Source organism: Cryobacterium sp. TMT4-31 (assembly GCF_004403385.1).
Taxonomy (GTDB): domain Bacteria; phylum Actinomycetota; class Actinomycetes; order Actinomycetales; family Microbacteriaceae; genus Cryobacterium; species Cryobacterium zongtaii.
Map to the genome: position 1 here is coordinate 1 of NZ_SOGI01000043.1, position 18,188 is coordinate 18,188.

Annotated in this window: 19 protein-coding genes; 5 read left to right on the plus strand and 14 right to left on the minus strand. The window is 66.7% G+C overall.

Annotation, left to right across the window (positions count from 1 at the left end; translation table 11 throughout):
* On the plus strand, positions 1-871 hold an 871-nt coding region (locus E3T19_RS09555), incomplete at its 5' end, for an HNH endonuclease signature motif containing protein (RefSeq protein ID WP_134408699.1).
* A gap of 142 nt (positions 872-1,013) precedes the next feature.
* Positions 1,014-2,105 (plus strand): hypothetical protein, encoded by a 1,092-nt coding sequence (locus E3T19_RS09560; RefSeq protein ID WP_088456288.1) that lies wholly within the window; start codon positions 1,014-1,016, stop codon positions 2,103-2,105.
* 8 nt (positions 2,106-2,113) lie between these two features.
* Here E3T19_RS09560 and E3T19_RS09565 read toward each other — a convergent pair whose 3' ends face one another.
* From E3T19_RS09565 to deoD, 8 genes are all read right to left on the minus strand, one after another.
* Positions 2,114-3,112 (minus strand): DUF4190 domain-containing protein, encoded by a 999-nt coding sequence (locus E3T19_RS09565; RefSeq protein ID WP_134408700.1) that lies wholly within the window; start codon positions 3,110-3,112, stop codon positions 2,114-2,116.
* An 82-nt stretch (positions 3,113-3,194) separates the two neighbouring features.
* Complete coding sequence (gene nusB / locus E3T19_RS09570; protein WP_088456290.1) at positions 3,195-3,614, minus strand: transcription antitermination factor NusB; 420 nt, start codon at positions 3,612-3,614, stop codon at positions 3,195-3,197.
* The gene (efp, locus tag E3T19_RS09575; protein ID WP_088456291.1) at positions 3,614-4,174 is read right to left on the minus strand and encodes an elongation factor P; all 561 of its coding nucleotides are present in this window, start codon (positions 4,172-4,174) and stop codon (positions 3,614-3,616) included. The genes nusB and efp overlap by 1 nt, the downstream gene beginning before the upstream one ends.
* Positions 4,175-4,288: 114 nt before the next feature.
* Complete coding sequence (gene aroQ / locus E3T19_RS09580; protein WP_088456292.1) at positions 4,289-4,726, minus strand: type II 3-dehydroquinate dehydratase; 438 nt, start codon at positions 4,724-4,726, stop codon at positions 4,289-4,291.
* A 31-nt stretch (positions 4,727-4,757) separates the two neighbouring features.
* Positions 4,758-5,246, minus strand: a complete 489-nt coding sequence (locus E3T19_RS09585; RefSeq protein WP_134408701.1) for a GNAT family N-acetyltransferase — start codon at positions 5,244-5,246, stop codon at positions 4,758-4,760.
* Complete coding sequence (gene murJ / locus E3T19_RS09590) at positions 5,243-6,811, minus strand: murein biosynthesis integral membrane protein MurJ (protein WP_166788848.1); 1,569 nt, start codon at positions 6,809-6,811, stop codon at positions 5,243-5,245. Before murJ ends, E3T19_RS09585 begins: the two co-directional genes overlap by 4 nt.
* A gap of 308 nt (positions 6,812-7,119) precedes the next feature.
* Complete coding sequence (locus E3T19_RS09595) at positions 7,120-8,535, minus strand: MFS transporter (RefSeq protein WP_088456295.1); 1,416 nt, start codon at positions 8,533-8,535, stop codon at positions 7,120-7,122.
* Complete coding sequence (gene deoD / locus E3T19_RS09600) at positions 8,535-9,254, minus strand: purine-nucleoside phosphorylase (RefSeq protein ID WP_103459844.1); 720 nt, start codon at positions 9,252-9,254, stop codon at positions 8,535-8,537. Before deoD ends, E3T19_RS09595 begins: the two co-directional genes overlap by 1 nt.
* A gap of 98 nt (positions 9,255-9,352) precedes the next feature.
* Here deoD and E3T19_RS09605 point away from each other — a divergent pair, with 98 nt between their 5' ends.
* Positions 9,353-10,144: a GntR family transcriptional regulator gene (locus E3T19_RS09605; protein ID WP_194087750.1), complete on the plus strand. Its 792-nt coding sequence runs from the start codon at positions 9,353-9,355 to the stop codon at positions 10,142-10,144.
* A 78-nt stretch (positions 10,145-10,222) separates the two neighbouring features.
* On the plus strand, positions 10,223-10,822 hold the full coding sequence (locus tag E3T19_RS09610; protein ID WP_088456298.1) for a hypothetical protein: 600 nt from the start codon (positions 10,223-10,225) through the stop codon (positions 10,820-10,822).
* 33 nt (positions 10,823-10,855) lie between these two features.
* Here the strand turns inward: E3T19_RS09610 and E3T19_RS09615 are convergent, their stop codons facing one another.
* Positions 10,856-11,302, minus strand: a complete 447-nt coding sequence (locus E3T19_RS09615) for a DUF779 domain-containing protein (protein ID WP_134408703.1) — start codon at positions 11,300-11,302, stop codon at positions 10,856-10,858.
* 106 nt (positions 11,303-11,408) lie between these two features.
* Positions 11,409-12,932 carry an aldehyde dehydrogenase family protein gene (locus E3T19_RS09620; protein ID WP_134408704.1) on the minus strand — a complete coding sequence of 508 codons (1,524 nt, stop codon included), beginning with the start codon at positions 12,930-12,932 and terminating at the stop codon, positions 11,409-11,411.
* Between the two features lie 195 nt (positions 12,933-13,127).
* Between E3T19_RS09620 and E3T19_RS09625 the strand changes: the two genes are divergently transcribed.
* The gene (locus E3T19_RS09625) at positions 13,128-13,802 is read left to right on the plus strand and encodes a DUF6518 family protein (RefSeq protein ID WP_088456301.1); all 675 of its coding nucleotides are present in this window, start codon (positions 13,128-13,130) and stop codon (positions 13,800-13,802) included.
* 15 nt (positions 13,803-13,817) lie between these two features.
* Here the strand turns inward: E3T19_RS09625 and E3T19_RS09630 are convergent, their stop codons facing one another.
* From E3T19_RS09630 to aroC, 4 genes are all read right to left on the minus strand, one after another.
* The gene (locus tag E3T19_RS09630) at positions 13,818-15,128 is read right to left on the minus strand and encodes a transcriptional regulator (protein ID WP_240632177.1); all 1,311 of its coding nucleotides are present in this window, start codon (positions 15,126-15,128) and stop codon (positions 13,818-13,820) included.
* 129 nt (positions 15,129-15,257) lie between these two features.
* Positions 15,258-16,346, minus strand: a complete 1,089-nt coding sequence (gene aroB / locus E3T19_RS09635) for a 3-dehydroquinate synthase (protein WP_088458003.1) — start codon at positions 16,344-16,346, stop codon at positions 15,258-15,260.
* A 5-nt stretch (positions 16,347-16,351) separates the two neighbouring features.
* Positions 16,352-16,978 carry a shikimate kinase gene (locus E3T19_RS09640; protein ID WP_240632178.1) on the minus strand — a complete coding sequence of 209 codons (627 nt, stop codon included), beginning with the start codon at positions 16,976-16,978 and terminating at the stop codon, positions 16,352-16,354.
* Between the two features lies 1 nt (position 16,979).
* Positions 16,980-18,188: a chorismate synthase gene (gene aroC, locus E3T19_RS09645; RefSeq protein WP_088456302.1), complete on the minus strand. Its 1,209-nt coding sequence runs from the start codon at positions 18,186-18,188 to the stop codon at positions 16,980-16,982.

Sequence of the window (18,188 nt, forward strand, 5' to 3'; positions counted from 1 at the left end):
GATGGGCTGGTTGCACTGGTACGGCACCGCCCACGACACCAAGGCCGCCTACGACCGGATCAACACGATCGCCGTGAAGCTCAAGCACCTCGGCGACCCGAGCCCGGCCGACCAAACGGATGACGCCAGCAGCAACGGTGCGGCCTTCGGCATCGCGCAGGACCCGGCCGACGACTCCCCGACCCGCACCCTCGACCAGCTCCGCGCCGACATCACCGCCGCCCTGCTGCTGGACGGAATCACGCCCGACGGGATGGGTGGTGGCATCCGCGGCACGGTCATGGTCACCGTGCCCGTGCTGACCCTGCTGGGCTTGGACGAGGAACCCGGCACCCTCGAAGGCTACGGGCCCATCTCTCCCGAGGCCGCAAGGGAGATCGCCGGGCACGCACCGAGCTTCACCCGGCTGCTGACCCACCCGGAGACCGGGGTGGTGCTCTCGCTGGGCAAAACCCAGCACAAGAACACCAAGGCCATGAAGAAATACCTGCGGGTGCGCGATGAAACCTGCCGGTTCCCGGGCTGTTCCCGACCCGCGGTGACCAGCGACGTCGATCACACCGACCCCTGGGCTGGCGGCGGTAACACCGACTGCGACAACCTTGCCCACCTTTGCGAACCCCACCACCGACTCAAACACCTCAGCCAGTGGCGAGTCACGCAAGAACCCGGTGGGATCCTGCACTGGACCTCGCCCGGCAAACGCAGCTACCGCACCGACCCCGCCAACCCGATGGGACCACCCCGACCCCGACCACCGGTCGCCGGGCCCAAGACCCGGAGGCGGCCCGCCGACGAGAGTTACCTGATGCCCCGGCAGCGGCCGAGTCGGAAGCCGACCCCACCGGCACCCGAGAACCCACCGTTCTAAGGCCCACAAGCCCGCGCTCGTTGAAGCGGATGTCTCGATGCGTCGCAGACCTCGCGCAACCACCTCGGGGTGACTACCCTGCCTTGCGACACAACTCCGCGATCTGCGATGCAGCGCGCCCGTGGCGCCAGGAGGTGATCTGATGAGCCCCGCTGACAACGACCGTCCTCAGGACCGGCACGGTGACCCACCCGACGACCAGCGTCCGGTTCCGGCTGACGACCCGGCGAACGATGTACCCGTCGACCCGATGGTGGACGCAGCCGCTGACGTCCCAACCGCCGAGCCTGAACCTGCCGGCACCCACCGTCAGAACCGGCGCGAAGCCACCGGGCATGCATCGACGGCCAGGTCCGAGTCGCGGGAACCCTCGAACGTCGACTCGGAGGTCGGCGCGCCGGCCGGACCCATCAGCTTCGTGCGGCGACGCGAGATCGAGGCCGTGCACGATGAGATCGAGCTCACCACGGGCGACGCGGTCCGCACCCTCGTCGGCGTGAAGAAATATCGTGAGGCCCTGTTCGCGAACTATTTCCGTGCGCGTGCGCCCTTCGTCGTCACCTGGCCGGATAACCTCTACATCCCTGCCGACGCCGACTATCGCACCTATTGGAGTTCACCGGCCCCCGACGATCATCGCTTTCGGTATCGGTGGGCGAACGGCCGCGACGGGCAGCCGGATGGCAGCGACGCGTCGGAGAAGACCGGACGACTGTTCAGCTGGGTGAACGTCTCCGCGATGGACTCCGGTGACATCGGATTCGCCGGAACCGGGGTGACGCTCGTGCCCCGGGCCAGCCTCTCGTCGGTGACGGTCACGGCCTCGGTAGACCTGGTCGCCGAGAGCCGGTGGTGGTTCCTGCCGGCCGGACCGATCGGGTTCGCGGCCTTCTCGTACCGGGGCACCGCGTATGTCGCCGGTTGGGAGATCGACCCGATCACCGGGGCCTGGGAGCTGCTGAGCCCGTTCGGCTCTCGGACCCTCTTTGCTTTCGACGAGAGCGGCAAGGGTGGTTCGGCGATCAGTTCACAACGGCATGCTTTCACCGACCTCTCGGTGACCCTCCAGCTGCGCGGGTCCCGGACCTACGCGATCGGCGTGGCCCTGGAGGCGCAGATCTCGTTGGAGTGCCGCGACAAATCGGGGACGCCCTATCGGCCCCAGCCCGCCGACGACGTGAAGCTCTGGGCGTCGATCGCCGGTATGGTTCCGAGCATAACCCTGGCCACCTGAACGGCAGGCTAGCTGGTGACGCCCAGGATGGCGTCGGCGAGAGCCTGCGGGTCGCCGATCGGGCCGTCGTACTGAACTCCGTCGATCAGGACGGTGGGCGTGCCCTGGATCGACGCGATCTCGGCGCCGGGGATCGGGCCGGTCAGCGCGGCATCCGTGTTCTGCTGCGACCAGGCGTGATACTGCTCGCCCGTGACGCACTCGGCGATGGACGAGGCGCCGTCGGACAACGCCACGAGTTCATCGTCGCTGAGGCCGGTGGTGCCCTCGGTCGGCTGATTCGCGAACAGCGCGGCCAGGTAGTCGAGGGTGGACTCGGGGTTGATCGAGGCTTCGCAGGTCAGCGCGGCGGACGCCCGCGTGGAGTACTCGCTGCCCTGCGAGGCTTCGTCGAGGAAGGTCAGCGAGTGCAGTCGCAGGGTGATGCTGCCGTCCTCGACCAGGGCAGCCAGGGTGTCACCGTTGGCGATGTCGAACTGGCCGCAGTACGGGCACATCGGATCGATGTACAGGTCGACCACAGTGCTTCCGGTGCCGACGAGGAGGTAACCCTCGTCGAAATAGGCGGCACCGATCTGACCGGTCGGCCCCGAGGTCGACTCGGATGTCACCGACGAGGTGGCGCCGGCGACAGCGGTGACGAACGCACCCATCGCCGCCGTGAAGAACACGAGCACCACGAGCAGGACCGCCGTGAGGCCGATGCTCGCGTAACCGAGTACGAGCCCGGCGATGGCGAGACCCTTGCCGGCCTCGCCGGTGCGCTTGATCTGGCTGAGCGCGATGTGCCCGGTGATCACGGCTGCGATGTTGCAGCAGAATCCGGTCACCAACGCCACGATCGCGAGGGTGTTCGTGCGCGGCGCAACGGGTCCGGCGTACGGGGTGGTGGGCGCGATGGAGGGCGGAGCCTTGTACGGCGCAGGCGCCGCCGGCTGGTCTTCCGGGTTACCGGCGGGGTACTCGCCAGTGTTTGCGTCGGTGGTCCCGTCGGTGCGTTCCGTCATGTTCTCCCCCTCGTGAATCCGGTCCCGAGCGATGCGCCCGGGACCGGTACTACGTGCTGCTCAAGCCGACGATGCGGTCGGCTTAGGCGGATGGCGCCGTCTGGGCGATGCGCCCGAGAAGTCCATTGACGAACCCGGCCGAGTCATCGGTCGAGAGCACCTTGGCGGCCTCGACGGCCTCGTCGATCGCGACGGCGTGCGGCACGGCGTCGTTGTACAGGATCTCCCAAATGCCGATGCGCAGGATGGCCCGGTCGATCGTGGGCATCCGCGAGAGCGTCCAGCCCTGCGAGTACGTCTCGATCAATTCGTCGATCTCCTCGCGGTGGTCGACGACGCCGTCCACGATGTCCCGGGCGTAGAGCCAGGACACCATGCGGGCCGGTTCGTTGGCGGCGCGCTCGGCCTCCATGGCCAGCGACTGCGGGATCGTGGTCTGACGGATGTCGGCGGCGTACAGGATATCGATGGCGCGCTTGCGCGCCTTGGTGCGGGCGCTCACTAGTTGACGCGGCCGAGGTAGTCACCGTTGCGGGTGTCAACCTTGACCTTGGTGCCCTGCTCGAGGAACAGCGGCACCTGGATCTGGTAGCCGGTCTCGACGGTCGCGGGCTTGGTGCCGCCGGTGGAGCGGTCGCCCTGCAGGCCCGGCTCGGTGTAGGTGATTTCAAGCACGACGGATGCCGGCAGTTCGACGTAGAGCGGGTTGCCGTCGTGCAGAGCGACGGTCACGGCCTGGTTCTCGAGCATGAAGTTGGCGGCATCGCCCACGACGGCGGCGGATACCGTGAGCTGGTCGTAGTCCGAGACGTCCATGAAGACGTACGATTCGCCATCCGCGTAAAGGTACTGGAAGTCGCGACGGTCGACGTTCTCGGTCTCGATCTTGGCGCCGGCGTTGAAGGTGCGGTCGACGGTCTTGCCCGTGACGACGTTCTTCAGCTTGGTGCGCACGAACGCGCCACCCTTGCCGGGCTTGACGTGCTGAAATTCGATGACGGCCCACAGCTGCTTGTCGATGTTGAGGACGACGCCATTTCTAATGTCGGCGGTAGATGCCATGAAGAGGTGTTCCGTTCGATTCAATTGGGAAGGTGCGCGACCAAAGGTCTCAGACGAGTGTAGCCGACACGCCGCGGCGGATCGATTCCGTGCGCCCAGGCGCTCGGGAGGAGGTCAGCCCAGGCGCACGATGTGGTCGAGGGCCAGGCGGTAGGAGTCGAAGCCGAATCCGGCGATGACTCCGGTGGCCACGGCGCTGACCACACTGGTGTGGCGGAAGGTCTCGCGGGCGTGCGGGTTGGAGATGTGGACCTCGACGAGCGGGATACCGGCCTTGGTGACGAGGGCCGCGGCGTCGCGCAGCGCGTAGCTGTAGTGCGTGAACGCGGCCGGGTTGAGCACCACCGGTGTTGTCGTGTCCACGGCTTCGTAGAGCCAGTGGATGAGTTCGGCCTCGTCGTCGGTCTGACGCACATCAACGGTGACGTCCTCCGGTGCGGAATCGGTGAGAAGCGTCCATAGGTCGTCGAGGTCGGCTGAGCCGTAGACGTCAGGCTCCCGGCTGCCGAGGCGTCCGAGATTCGGGCCGTTCAAAACGAGGACTGTGCGCATGGACCCAGCCTAGGCCCGGCCGGGTCGAGAGCTAGGACAGCTGTTTGGCCATCCGGTAGTTGGTCATCCGCACACCTCGGCTGACTGGATGCTGCTTCGCCTCGACGACGAATCCGTGCTGCTCGAAAAAGGGACGGGCGGTGATGCTCGCGTTAGTCCACAACGTGGCCGCGTTCAGCGATTTCGCTCTGCGTTCGATCGCACCCAGCAGGGCACTCGCAACGCCTCGTCGGCCGAACCGAGGTGACACGAACATCATGTCGATGTATCCGTCAGCGTTGACGTCGGAGAACCCGGCCACGTCTCCTTCGACTACCGCAACCACCGTTCCTCGCCCGGCCCTGGCAAGGTTCCATTTTTCGACATCGCGCTCCCCGGGCGCGGACCATGCGGCAATCTGTTCGGGCGAGTAGTGCTGGGACGCCGTTGTTGTCACGGCGTCCAGAAAGACGGCGAGAGTGCTCGGCGCGTCTTCAGGGGCGTAAGCGCGAACCGTCACGGATTCACCGGGGATAGTCATCGACCCATCCGCCCGGACGGGCGACGCAGTTCGCTCACGGTTCGATCGCCAAAAACGTAACCGACCACGATGAACACCCCCAGAGATGCCGCTCCGGCGGCGCCCAGGAGGAGGACTTTGCCACCGAAATCAGACGGAATCCCGATGAATGCCACCGCCGTCCACCCGACCATGAAACTCGCGAGCCCCGCGCCGAGCAGCCGGACGTAGCCGAGAGACGCGCGGTGTCCCCGCACGGGTACGTGGCCGAGACGCCGAAAGGTTCGTTGTAGCGCCCGATATGCAGTGAACCAGCCGGCAAAGTTGGCGAGAGTGACGCCCGCCGCGATACCGATCACGGTGAGAGTCGGCGGCAGCATCAGCGCGGATGCGGCGGCCCCCGCCGCAGAGAGCACCGCGATGACGAGCTGAGTGAGGAACGGGCCGCGGGCGTCCTGGAGAGCGAAGGAGGTTCGGTTGAGCACGTAGGCCTGGCTGAAGCCGACGAGCCCGATCGAGAGGACCTGCAGCACCTGTCCGATGCTCGGGTTGCCGAACAGCACCGTGGTGATGAGCGGTCCCAGCGCGGCGAACGCGGCGCTCGCGGCGATCGCGACATAGGCGACAGGCTTCGTGGCCAGGCTCGAGAGTGACTCGGTCGCAGTGAAGTCGTGGCGGGCGGCATACCCGCTCATCCGGGTGTACAGAGCGGTGGTCAGGGACACCGTGACGATTCCATGCGGCAGCAGCATCAGGAGGTATGCGAGTGACAGCGAGTTCAGGCTCGGCCCATCGATGCCCAGTCGATGCAGCGTCTCGCCGGCGTTGTTGGCGACGTTGGCGGTGACCAGGTAGGTGACCTGGCCGGCAACCACGCCCAGGAGCGTCCAGCCGGCCACGGCCGACATCTGCCCCAGACCGCTGACACCCCAGCGCAGGCGCAGCCGAAACCCCATGGTGCGAAGGGGGACCGCGAGAAGGAGGCTTTGGACGGCGATGGCGAGGGTGGCGGAACCGCTGAGGACCGCGATCATCGATGGACTCCACGTGCCGACGTCCCCCAATCCGGACGGCAGAACGAGGAGGAACACCAGGATCCCCCCGATCCCCACTAGGTTCGAGATCGCGGGCGCCCAGGCCGGGGCACCGAATACTCCCCGCGCGTTGAGGACCTGCGACAGAACGGCGAAGGCGATAAGGAAGAAGATCTGAGGCAGGCACCAGTACGCCATCGACGTTGCCAGTCCTCGCCATTCCGGCGACCAGGTCGTCGCGTAGAGCCAGACGATGCCCGGGGCGCACAGGGTAAGGACGACCGTGGCCACGGCTGAACCGACCAGAACAATGGTCAGGAGCCGGTCGGTATTGTCCTGCCCGACCGAGCCGGCGTTCAGGTTCCGGACGATCTGCGGAACGAGCACGGCGCCGAGCACTCCCCCGGCGATCAGGGCGAACAGATAGGTGGGAGCCGAGTTGGCGATCTCGAAGGTCTGCCCGCCGACGCCGGCGCTGGTTCCGCCGATGGCAGCCACCAGGAGAATTGCCTTCACAAAACCCAGCGCTCGCGACACCAGCGTGGCGGTCATCATCGATCCGACCGAGCCCCGCACGCTCACACGCACGCACCGCGCAGTGCGAACTGACACCCAGCCGATCCAGAATCCCCCATTTGCCAAGACTCCCACAGGTCAGGCAACATTTCCCCGCTGTCTGGGGCACCTGACCAGGTTGGGCTCATGCACGGCGCAGACGTGGACCCGATGGCTGTTCCCCCGCCACCGGGCCCACGTCTATTCGGTTGGCGCGGACCTCGGCGATCGCATCCTGACTGCCGTGCTGGCACGCGAGCACCTTCCGTATTCGGAAATCTCCTTCGAGACCCGCACCGGACGTCCTAGTCCGCCACAGCCTTCCGCGCCGCGGCCACCTCGGAGCCCTGGCGCTCGATGAAGACGATGAAGACGCGGTACAGCACGAGGCCGAGGGCAGCGACTCCCGTGAGGATCAACAACACCGATCCGTAGGAGGAGGCCTGGGCGCCGTCGGTGATGCCGCCCAACAGGTTGGGCTGCAGCTTCATCAGCGTTGCGGTGTAGGCGATGCCGACCGGAACGGCAATGTTGATGGTGAGGTTGTAGAAGCCAATGGCGATACCGGAGTTTGCGACCGGCACACGCTCAATGGCAGTCGACACGAGCGGGCCGTACATCAGCGCAAAGGCCATCGGGAACAGGCTCATCGAGATCACGAAGATCCAGACTCCCTTATCCACCAGCAGGGCCGGGATCAGCAGTGACACGACGATCGCGACGAGCGCGATGGTGATGGCTTGCTTTGAGGAGAGGTACTTGGCGATCTTGCCGGTAAGAGTGCCCACAATCACGGCGGCGACGTAGCCGGGGATCAGCAGCAGGGCGACTTCGCCGAGGTTGTAGCCGTAGACGTCGGAGATCAGGAACGAGAACAGGAAGGTGTAGCCCAGCTGTACGGAGTAGGTGATGAACACCACGATGATCATGAGTGAGTACTGAGCGTTGGCGAAGAATGCGCTGGTGATCACGGCGTTGTCGTGGGTACGGATGTGCCAGATGAAGAGAGCCAGCCCGGCAACAACCGGCAACAGGTACCACAGGTTGAAGTTCTGCATGAACATGATCAGGCCGGTGGCGAAGACCGCGATCAGGAACAGGCCGAATACGTCCACATGGCCGCCGCCCGTCGCCTCCTTGGGCACCGTGCGCAACACGACAGGGATGGCAAGCAGCGAAAGCAGTGCGACCAGGAAGAAGGCAGCCCAGCCGATGTAGGTGGCGATGAAGCCACTTCCAACGGTACCGATCAGCAGCGACAACTGGAAGGCCGCGGTGCTGAAGCCCAGATACTTCTTCTGCTCGTCGCCCCTGAAGTGCTTGGTCACGTAGATCACGTAGAGCGTCTCGGCGGCCGCCAGGCCGGCGCTCTGAATCAGCCGACCGACCAGGATCATCGAGAAGTTGCCCTGGAAGACGAAGCCGACGAGCGACCCGACGGTCATCAAGATGATCGCGAAGATGATGAGTTTGCGGATGCTGATCGAGTCGGCCAGCGCGGCGTAGACCACGGCGCCGATACCGATCAGGATGCCGGCCAGAGTGGCCTGCAGGCTGACGGTGGTGACCGGAAGGTTGAGACTATCCGCCAACGCCGGCGACATGAATTTGAAGCCGTTGTCCAGCACCAGCGAGAACACGAAGAGGATCAGCAGGATGGGGATGGCCCGGCTCGGCTTGATGGCCTGGGTGAGAACGGAGGGGCGGGTTGCGGTGCTCATCAGGCGAGTTCCAGCGCGATCTCGATCATGGAGGTGAAGGCGGTCTGCCGTTCCTCCGGGGTGGTCTTGGCGTGAGTGAGGATGTGGTCGCTGACGGTGAAGATGCCCAACGCATCGACGCCCGCGGCCGCGGCGTTGGCGAACAGACCCGCCGACTCCATCTCAACGGCCAGAATGCCCATCTTCATCCACTTGCCCATGGCGTCGGAGTCCGCGCCGTAGAACACGTCGGATGAAAGAACGTTGCCAACGTGGGTGCGTTGGCCGCGCTCGTCGGCGGCCCGCTTGGCCTGCTCCAGCAGCCTGTACGACGACAGTGGTGCCCACTGACCGGGCAGGTTGAACTGGTGCAGGTAGTTGGAGTCGGTCGAGGCGCCCTGCGCGATGACCACGTCGTAGAGCTCCATGCCTTCCTGCATGGCGCCGCAGCTACCCACCCGGATCAGGTTCTTGACGCCGAAGTGGTGGATCAGCTCGTAGCTGTAGAGCGAGATTGAGGGAATGCCCATTCCCGTGCCCATGACGGACACGGGGCGCCCGCGGTAGGTGCCGGTGAAACCCAGCATGTTGCGAACCTCGTTGAAACAACGGATGTCGTCGAGGTAGGTCTCGGCGATGAACTTGGCTCGCAGCGGGTCGCCGGGAAGCAGGATCGTCTCGGCAATGTCCACCCCCTTCGGATCGATGTGGGGCGTGCTGGTCGTGGTGGGTGTACTCATGGGGACTCCATTGTCTAGATTGCAGTGCTTGCAGTATGAGGTTATACCTCTGCGGGCACATGTCGAACGTGATAGCGTCGGGCACACAAGGAGGTCTCGTGACGACCAGTCTGGAATCCCACACGTTCCTGCAGCAGCAGCTCCAGCTCGCCGTCGGCCAGCCCATTCGAGTTGCGGTCTACACGCGGCTGGCTGAAGGCATCCGCTCTGGCGTGTTCAGGCTCGGCGAGATGCTGCCACGGGAAATCGAACTCTCGGCAACGCTCGGGGTGAGCCGCACTCCGGTGCGCGAGGCGCTGATGCTCCTCGAGGAAGACGGGTTGCTGGTCACCCGGCGCGGTGTCGGGCGGTTCGTCACCGAGTCCATCCCGCACGGCGGACTCGAGCAGCTACGGCCGTTCGAGATCGCCCTCGCCGACCCGAACATGACGATTACCGTGCAGCCGGTGCGCTTCGAGCTCGAAGGGGCTACCGACTTCGTGTCCCACCGGCTCGCGCTCGACCCGGCTGCGAACGCCTGGATCCGCGAGAGCGTCTTGCTGCACGATGGGCGTCCCGTTGCAACGGTTCAGGAACATCTCCCCGCTGGGCGCTACCTCAGTGATGTGAGCGCGCGGATCGCCTCCGAACTCGCGGAGCTCGCCGCTCAACCACGAACCCTTCTCGCCTCCATGCAGGCCAACGGTCACGTCTTCACCAACGGTGTGTGCCAGATCGTCGCCACCGACGCCGGCCCCACGCGGGCGAAGCTGCTGAACATCGATCCGTCAGCGGCGGTCCTCATCCTCACCCAGACTGCCGACCACAGCGGAGTGCCGCTGTACGCCGCCAAGTGTGTCATCGCGCCTGGCCACGGGTCGCTGTCGGTCATGCAGCACAACCCGAACTGACCCGTCAACCACGTCCAGGATCCGAGGGCACGCATGCGATCAAGCGAACCGATACCGGGCGAGCCGTGGCCACACGACATGGTCATCACCGTCGACGATCAACCTGGTTCGCTTCTGGAACTGCTCTGGGTCAGAGAGGCACACCAGCTGCAGCCTGGCGGGGATGATCTCCCGCCGCTGCTGTCGGAAACGCCCCCGGTGGTTCGCGATTCCGCGGTCGATGCCGAAACTCGCGCGGCCTGGGCGGAGGCCTGGCCACGCGTCTGGGACGCCGCCGCAGCGCATGCGGGTGAGGAAAGGGACCCGGGGGTGTTCGAGGAGATTCAGCGCACCGTCGTCGGATCGACCGAGCGGGCCGACCTTCTCCACCGCATCGTCGGCCCGAACTGGCGCGACCTTTTTGGCGATACGGCATTCAACAGCGCGTCGTACCGAACGTGGTCGGACGCGGCCGCACACACCCAGCTAATGGCATTGCCGGCCAAACTTGAGGACAGCCCCGAGCGGCGCAGCCTCCCCGGGCTCATCCGCGCCTGGCAGGCGGGCCTGACGAAGATCGTCAGCATCCCCTGCCGGGGCGAGTTCACGCGAACAGTCGGCCGGACCGGCCTTCTCCTGACCAACACGACCAGAGAGGACAGTGACGGTTACCAGCGGGCACTGCGCACCTTCGTCTGACCCCCGGCACTCCGACGTCGCCGACTTTGATCCCTACCCGGTGAACGAATCCATCAACTCCGAGCGGATGATGAAGCGCACGCCGCGTGGAGCCTCGGCCGAGAAGCCACCGCCGCGACCCTTGACGGTGTCGATGAGCAGGGCGGTGTGACTCCAGTACTCGAACTGTTCGGCGGAGATCCAGAAGTCGATCACCTGTTCGGGCTCTCCCGCCGGCGCGATGTCGAGCCGGCCGAGCAGCACGTCTTGGTTGGAGGTGATGAACTCCCCCGCCGGAAAGCACATCGGCGAACTGCCGTCGCAGCAGCCGCCGGACTGATGGAACATCAGCGGCCCGTGCTCCTCCCAGAGGCTTCGCAACAGGTCGACGGTGGCCTGCGCCAGCGCCACCCTGGACCGGGTCTCCCCCGGGATGGTGATGGACGCTTCGACCGCGGGCGCGACGGGCGCATCCGGGACTGGCGTGATGAGGTCGGTCATGGGTTCCTCCAACTGCGGGTGGAGCGCTACGGGCGTTTGTGGGGGGGGCGGTGCCGGCCGGGGCAGTTTTCGGGTAACCGCCCCGACCGGCACCTCCTGTTCGCGGTTAGAAGAAGCCCAACGCGTCTTCGGAGTACGACACCAGCAGGTTCTTGGTCTGCTGGTAGTGGCCGAGCGCCAGCTTGTTGTTCTCCCGGCCGATACCCGAGCTCTTGTAGCCGCCGAAAGCGGCTCCAGCCGGGTAGTTGTGGTAGTTGTTCACCCACACGCGCCCGGCGTGCAGGTCCCGCCCCGCGCGGTAGGCCGTGGTGCCGTTCCGCGACCACACCCCGGCCCCGAGGCCGTACAGGGTGTCGTTGGCGATCGAGATGGCGTCGTCGTAGTCGTCGAAGCTGGTCACCGCCACGACGGGTCCGAAGATCTCCTCCTGGAAGATGCGCATCTTGTTCTGGCCCTCGAAGATGGTCGGCTGCACGTAGTAGCCGCCGCTGAGGTCCCCTCCGAGGTCGGCCTGCTCGCCGCCGAGCAGGAGCTTGGCGCCCTCCTTCTTCCCGATATCGATGTACGAGAGGATCTTCTCGAGCTGGTCATTGCTGGCCTGGGCGCCCACCTGGGTGTCGGTGTCGAGCGGGTTGCCCTGCTTGGCCAGCTTGGTGCGCTCGATGGCGCCGCCGAGGAAGCTGTCGTAGATGGGCTTGTGCAACAGCGCGCGGCTGGGGCAGGTGCACACCTCGCCCTGGTTGAAGGCGAACAGCACAAAACCTTCCTGTGCCTTGTCGTAGTAGCTGTCGTCCTTCTGCGCCACATCGTCAAAGAAGATGTTGGCGCTCTTGCCGCCCAGCTCAACGGTGGACGGGATGATGTTGGCGCTGGCGTACTGCAGGATCAGCCGTCCCGTCGTGGTCTCGCCGGTGAACGCGATCTTGCGGATACGGTTCGAGGATGCGAGCGGCTTGCCCGCTTCGATGCCGAAGCCGTTGACGATGTTGAGCACCCCAGGAGGCAGGATGTCGCCGATCAGTTCGATCAGCACCAGGATCGATGCGGGGGTCTGCTCCGCGGGCTTGAGCACGACCGCGTTCCCAGCAGCGAGAGCCTGTGCCAGCTTCCACACCGCCATCAGGATCGGGAAGTTCCACGGGATGATCTGGCCGACCACGCCCAGCGGTTCGTGGAACTGGTACGACATGGTGTCGTTGTCGAGCTCGGCGTGGTCGCCGTCCTGGGCGCGGATGGCGGAGGCGAAGTACCTGAAGTGGTCGGCAGCCAGTGGCAGGTCGGCGTTCAGCGGCTCCCGGATGGGCTTGCCGTTGTCCCAGGTCTCGGCAACCGCGAGCAGTTCGCGGTTCGCGTCGATGACATCCGCGATCTTGTTGAGCACGGCGGCGCGGTGCGTGGCCGTGGTCTTGCCCCAGGCCGGTGCGGCCTTGTGGGCGGCGTCGAGGGCCAGGTCGATGTCTTCGTGGGTACTGCGGGCGACCTCGGTGAACGGTTTGCCGTTGACCGGGGAGATGTCTTCGAAGTATTGGCCCTTCACCGGCGGCACCCATTCGCCTCCGATCCAGTTCTCGTAGCGGGGCTTGAAGGTGACTTTCGCATCCGGTGTGCCTGGGGCGGCGTAAACGGTCATTTCACTCCTTGTTCGACGGCTCTGTCGATGGAGTCCGCGTTCTCGCGGTCCATGGGGTGAGCCTAGGAACACGGAGGTTGCGAAACATTGCGGTGGCCTCCCGGCCCGGTGGCCCGACCGAGGTCATCCTCCGGTATTCCCCGGTCAGTCTCTGGGTGGATGCCCGGCCGGACCGGCTTGCCTAGCGTGGACGACATGGAAACCCTGGAAAGTACTCGCGTCGTCGAGCCGCCGCCCGCGCGCAGCGGCTGGTGGCACGCCGATACCCGGTCGTCGGCGGTGCGGGCGACGGTCGTGGCGGTCGGCGGAGCGGTGCTGATCGGCGGGCTGACCAGTGTCGCCCAGCAGTACCTGCCGCCCTGGGTCAATTCGCTGGGCAACTCCGCCGGCGGCTGGACGATGTTCGCCTTCCTGATCGTCTGGCTCGGCCGTGCCCGGCCGTTGCTTGCGGGAGTCCTCGGCATCGTGGTCTTCCAGCTTCTCGTCGAGTCCTACAGCGTCGTATCCGAGTGGCGAGGGTTCGATGACGGCGATCCGTTCACCTCGATCTGGACCTTGGTGGGCGTCGTCACCGGACCGCTGCTGGGCGTTGCCGCCGGCCTCGCACGCTACGCCCCTCCACTGTGGGGTGCGCTGGCGGTCACGCCGCTGAGCGCTGTTCTGCTGGGCGAGGGCATCTGGGCACTCAACACCATCACAGACACCACCAGCCCGGTCTATTGGACGCTCGAGATCGTGCTGTCAGCAATCTTTCTGCTCGCGGCCGTCCTGCACCGCCGGCTCGCGCCTCGCTCCATCTCGTTGGTGGTCAGCGTGTGGCTGGTGGGGACTCTCGCCTTCGTGTATGTACTCGTCTTCGTCCTGAATTGAACCCGGGCTCGTCGGCTACGCGCTGAGCTCGGCCTCGATGCGGGCGAGGCTCGCCACCACTGCGGCTCGCTGTGGTGACCGGGCGGGCAGCAGCTGAAGGCAGGCCCGCCATACCTCGGAGTCCCAGGCGGCCTCCTCGGTGCGGGCGTAGTCGAGCAGCACCTCCACCGAGGCATCGCTGAGCAGCGTCTGGCGCAGGCGCTGGCTCACCTCTGCGCGGATCTCTGTGACGCCGGGCGCTGCGGAGCCAGGCAGCACGGTGCCGCGATAGGCGGCGAGGGCCATTCGGTGGGCACCGCGGCCGAGGAGGCGCAGGACCCGGCCCGCATCCGTGTCGACGCCGGTCTCCAGACGGTATGGGCGGGAGCCGATCCGCAGCTGCGGATGGCTGACCGCCAGCGCCCGGCGCAGCCGCACCATCTCGGCTCGGAGGTTCTCGACGGCGTGCGGTTGCTCGTCGCTGAGGAGGCTTGCGAGCCTGTCGGCGGACAGGCCCTGCCGGTGCCAGGCGAGCAGGAGCAGGATCTCGGCGTGCCGGGGACTGAGGCCGACGCTGTGCCGATCAGTGCTGTGCCGATCAGTGCTGGGAGCCCCGTGCAGGGCGCCGTGTTCGGTACCCAGAACGGTCAGCAGAATGCCGGGGGCGGTAAAGCCCGAAGGCCGCGCCGGTGCCGGCCGTGGGGCGCTGAGGCTCTGGATGCGCAACTCCGCCTCGAGCGCCGCGACGGCGGCCTCCACAAGCGGCAGGGTCTGCGGGGCAACGGCGGCGTCTCCCCCAGTGATATCGATGACGCCGAGCACCGCACCGGTGACCGGGTCGTGGATGGGCACTGCGGTGCAGCTGAACGGGTGGGCGAGCTGACTGAAGTGTTCGGCGCGCTGGATCTGGATGCCGTGGTTCAGAGCCAGGGCGGTGCCGGGTGCGCTGGTGCCGACCCGGGCCTCAGACCAGTCGGCGCCGACGACGAAGTGCATGTCCTCGGCACGGGTGCGCACCGAGCTGTCACCGTCGATCCAGAGCAGCCGGCCGGTCTCATCGGCCACCGCCACGATCAGCCCGAATTCGGCGGCGTGCCGCACCAACAGGGTGTTGATCACCGGCAGCACCCCGGCCAGCGGATTGCGGGCCCTCAGCCGGTTGAGCTCGTCGGCGGCGAGAGTTGGTGCCGCCTGCGCCGTCAGCGGGTCCAGGCGGAGTGACAGAGACCGTTGCCAGGATTCCCGCACGAGTCGGCGCACGCCGGCCTGCACGGCACCGGAGCGCAGATCGGTGCGGTCCCCGATGGCGGCCTCATGCAGTCTTTCCTGCCGGGAAAACGTCCCCACAGGTGAATCGGTAGGAGTTATCGTCCACGGACTGCTCACAACACCTCCGATCAACGCTGGTCGTAGGCGACCTGCGCAGAGCGGCCGGTCGGGTGCTTCATTCTAGGCACAGACCGCGAAAAAGGGGTGTCAGGAGCCGATCTCCTGGTACGCCGCGAAGAGCAGCGACGCATCCGGGCCCTCGAGCACCGTGGGCTTGCCGATGTCGTCGAGCACGATGAAGCGCAACATTCCGCTGCGGGTCTTCTTGTCCCGCTGCATGGTGGCCAGCAGGGTGGACCAGCGGCCTACCGGGTAGGTCGTCGGCAGGGTGAGCGACTCCAGGATCCGGCGGTGCCGGTCGACGGCCTCGTCGGAGAGCCGCCCGCTGAGCCTGGCAAGTTCGGCGGCGAACATCATGCCGACGGCGACAGCTGCGCCGTGGCGCCAGCCGTAGCGTTCGGCGTGCTCGACGGCGTGGCCGAGAGTGTGCCCGTAGTTGAGGATTTCGCGGAGGCCCGCCTCCTTGAAATCCGCGCCGACGACGCGGGCCTTCATGGCGATGGAGAGCTCGAGCACCCGGCGGAACTCTGGCGTGATCGGGTCGGTGACCCGGGTGACATCCGCTTCGACGATGTCGAGGATCTCCGGGATCTGGATGAACCCGGCCTTCACGATCTCGGCGAAGCCGGCCAGGATCTCGTTGCGGGGCAGGTCGGCGAGGATGTCGAGGTCGCAGACCACGGCGGCCGGCGCGTAGAAGGTGCCGACGAGGTTCTTGCCCTCCGCGGTGTTGATGCCATTCTTACCGCCGACGGCGGCGTCGACCATACCGAGCACGCTGGTGGGAATCTGCACCAGCTTGACGCCGCGCAGCCAGGTGGCGGCCACGAAGCCGGCCAGGTCGGTCACGGCGCCGCCGCCGAATCCGATCACGGCGTCGGTGCGGGTGAAGTCGGCCTGACCCATCACCTGCCAGCAGAACGCGGCGACCTCAACCCGTTTGGCGGGCTCGGCGTCGGGGACCTCGGCGATGAGGACCTCGTACCGGTCCAGCAGGCTCTCCCGCAGCGCCACGGCGCGGGCGCCGAGGTGCGAGGTGTGCACAATGAGTACCTTCTTCACGGTGTCGCCGAGCTGCTCGGCAACATCGGCCACGATGCCCCGCCCGATGAGGACCGGGTAGCTGTCGACACCGCTGACGGTGATGGTGGTGGTGCCGGTCTCTTCGGGCTGCATGTCGGTCACGATTGTTCTCTTACCCATTTCACGATGTCGGCGGCGATGGCGTCGACCGGCCTGGTCGACGTGTCGAAGTGGATGCTGGCCAGCGCGTCGTACAGCGGGCGGCGCTCGTCGTAGATGCGCTGCCAGGCGTCCGGCCCGTCGGCCAAAAGCGGACGTTTGGCGTTCCTGGTGCGGTTGCGCACAGCCTCGGCGGTAGTGCTCAGGGAGATCACCGTGGCGCGCCGCAGGTCCGCCCGGGTGGCCGGGTCGAGCACCGCTCCCCCACCGAGCGACACGACGGCCCGCTTCTGACGTAGCGCGTCGGCGACGGCCGCGCGTTCGAGGTCCCGGAAGTGGCTCTCGCCGTGAGTGGCGAAGATCTCGGTGATCGGGCCGTGTTCGGTGACGATGAGTTTGTCGGTGTCCAGGAACGGCACCCGCAGGGTGCGCGCGACCCGGCGACCGATCTTGGACTTGCCCGACGCCATCGGCCCGATGAACACCAACGGGTACAGCGGCACATCCGCGTCGCGGTGCGGCTCCGCGCCCTCCGGCGACGCCTCGTCGCGCCGGTCGGGCGCCGGTCCGGGTGCGGCCGGCCAGCCGTCGGCGGGACGAGAGGCGTCCGGGCTCAGGAACAGCACGCTAGAGCGTGGCGTCGCTGGACGCCCCGGTGCGCAGGTTGGCCGGAATGTTGGCGAGGTAGGAGTCCAGGTTGCGCTTGGTTTCGCCCAACGAGTCACCGCCGAACTTCTCCAGCACCGAGTTGGCCAGGACCAGGGCCACCATGGCTTCGGCGACGACGCCGGCGGCCGGCACCGCACAGACATCGGAGCGCTGGTGGTGAGCGGGTGCGGCTTCGCTCGTGGTGATGTCAACGGTGCGGAGCGCGCGCGGGATCGTGGCGATGGGCTTCATACCGGCCCGTACGCGCAGCACGGTTCCGGTGCTCATGCCGCCCTCGGTGCCGCCGGCCTTGTCGCTGGCGCGCAGGATCTGGTCATCGACCTGAACCAGTTCGTCGTGTGCGTCCGAACCGCGGCGGGTGGTGGTGAGGAAGCCGTCACCGACCTCGACGCCCTTGATCGCCTGGATGCCCATCAGCGCGGCGGCGAGCTGGGAGTCCAGCCGGCGGTCCCAATGCACGAACGAACCCAGACCGGGTGGCAGGTTGTAGGCGAGGACCTCGACGATGCCGCCGAGAGTGTCGCCGTCCTTGTGCGCAGCATCCACCTCGGCGACCATGAGCGCGCTGGTGGCGGTGTCGAAGCAGCGCAGCGGGTCGGCGTCGAGGGTGTCGACATCACCGGGACGGGGCAGCGCGGATCCCTCGGGCACCCGAACCGGGCCGATGGACAGGGTGTGGCTGACCAACTCGATACCGAGGCCGGCGAGGAAGGCACGGGCGACGGCACCGAGGGCCACGCGGGCGGCCGTCTCCCGGGCGCTGGCGCGCTCGAGCACCGGACGGGCCTCGTCGAAGTCGTATTTCTGCATCCCAACCAGGTCGGCGTGGCCGGGCCGGGGGCGCACCAGAGGGGCGCCTCGGCCGCGGGCGAGCAGGGCGGGGTCAACGGGTTCCGGGCTCATCACGTCGGCCCACTTGGGCCATTCGGTGTTCCCGATCCGCAGCGCCACCGGGCCGCCGAGTGTGAGACCGTGGCGGACGCCACCGGAGATGTTCAGTTCGTCCTGTTCGAACTTCATGCGGGCACCCCGGCCATAGCCGAGTTTGCGGCGCGCAAGGTCGAGACGGATCGCATCTAGTGTGACCGGGATCCCAGCGGGCAAACCCTCGACAATGGCGAGGAGTTCGGGGCCGTGAGACTCTCCGGCGGTGAGCCAACGAAGCAT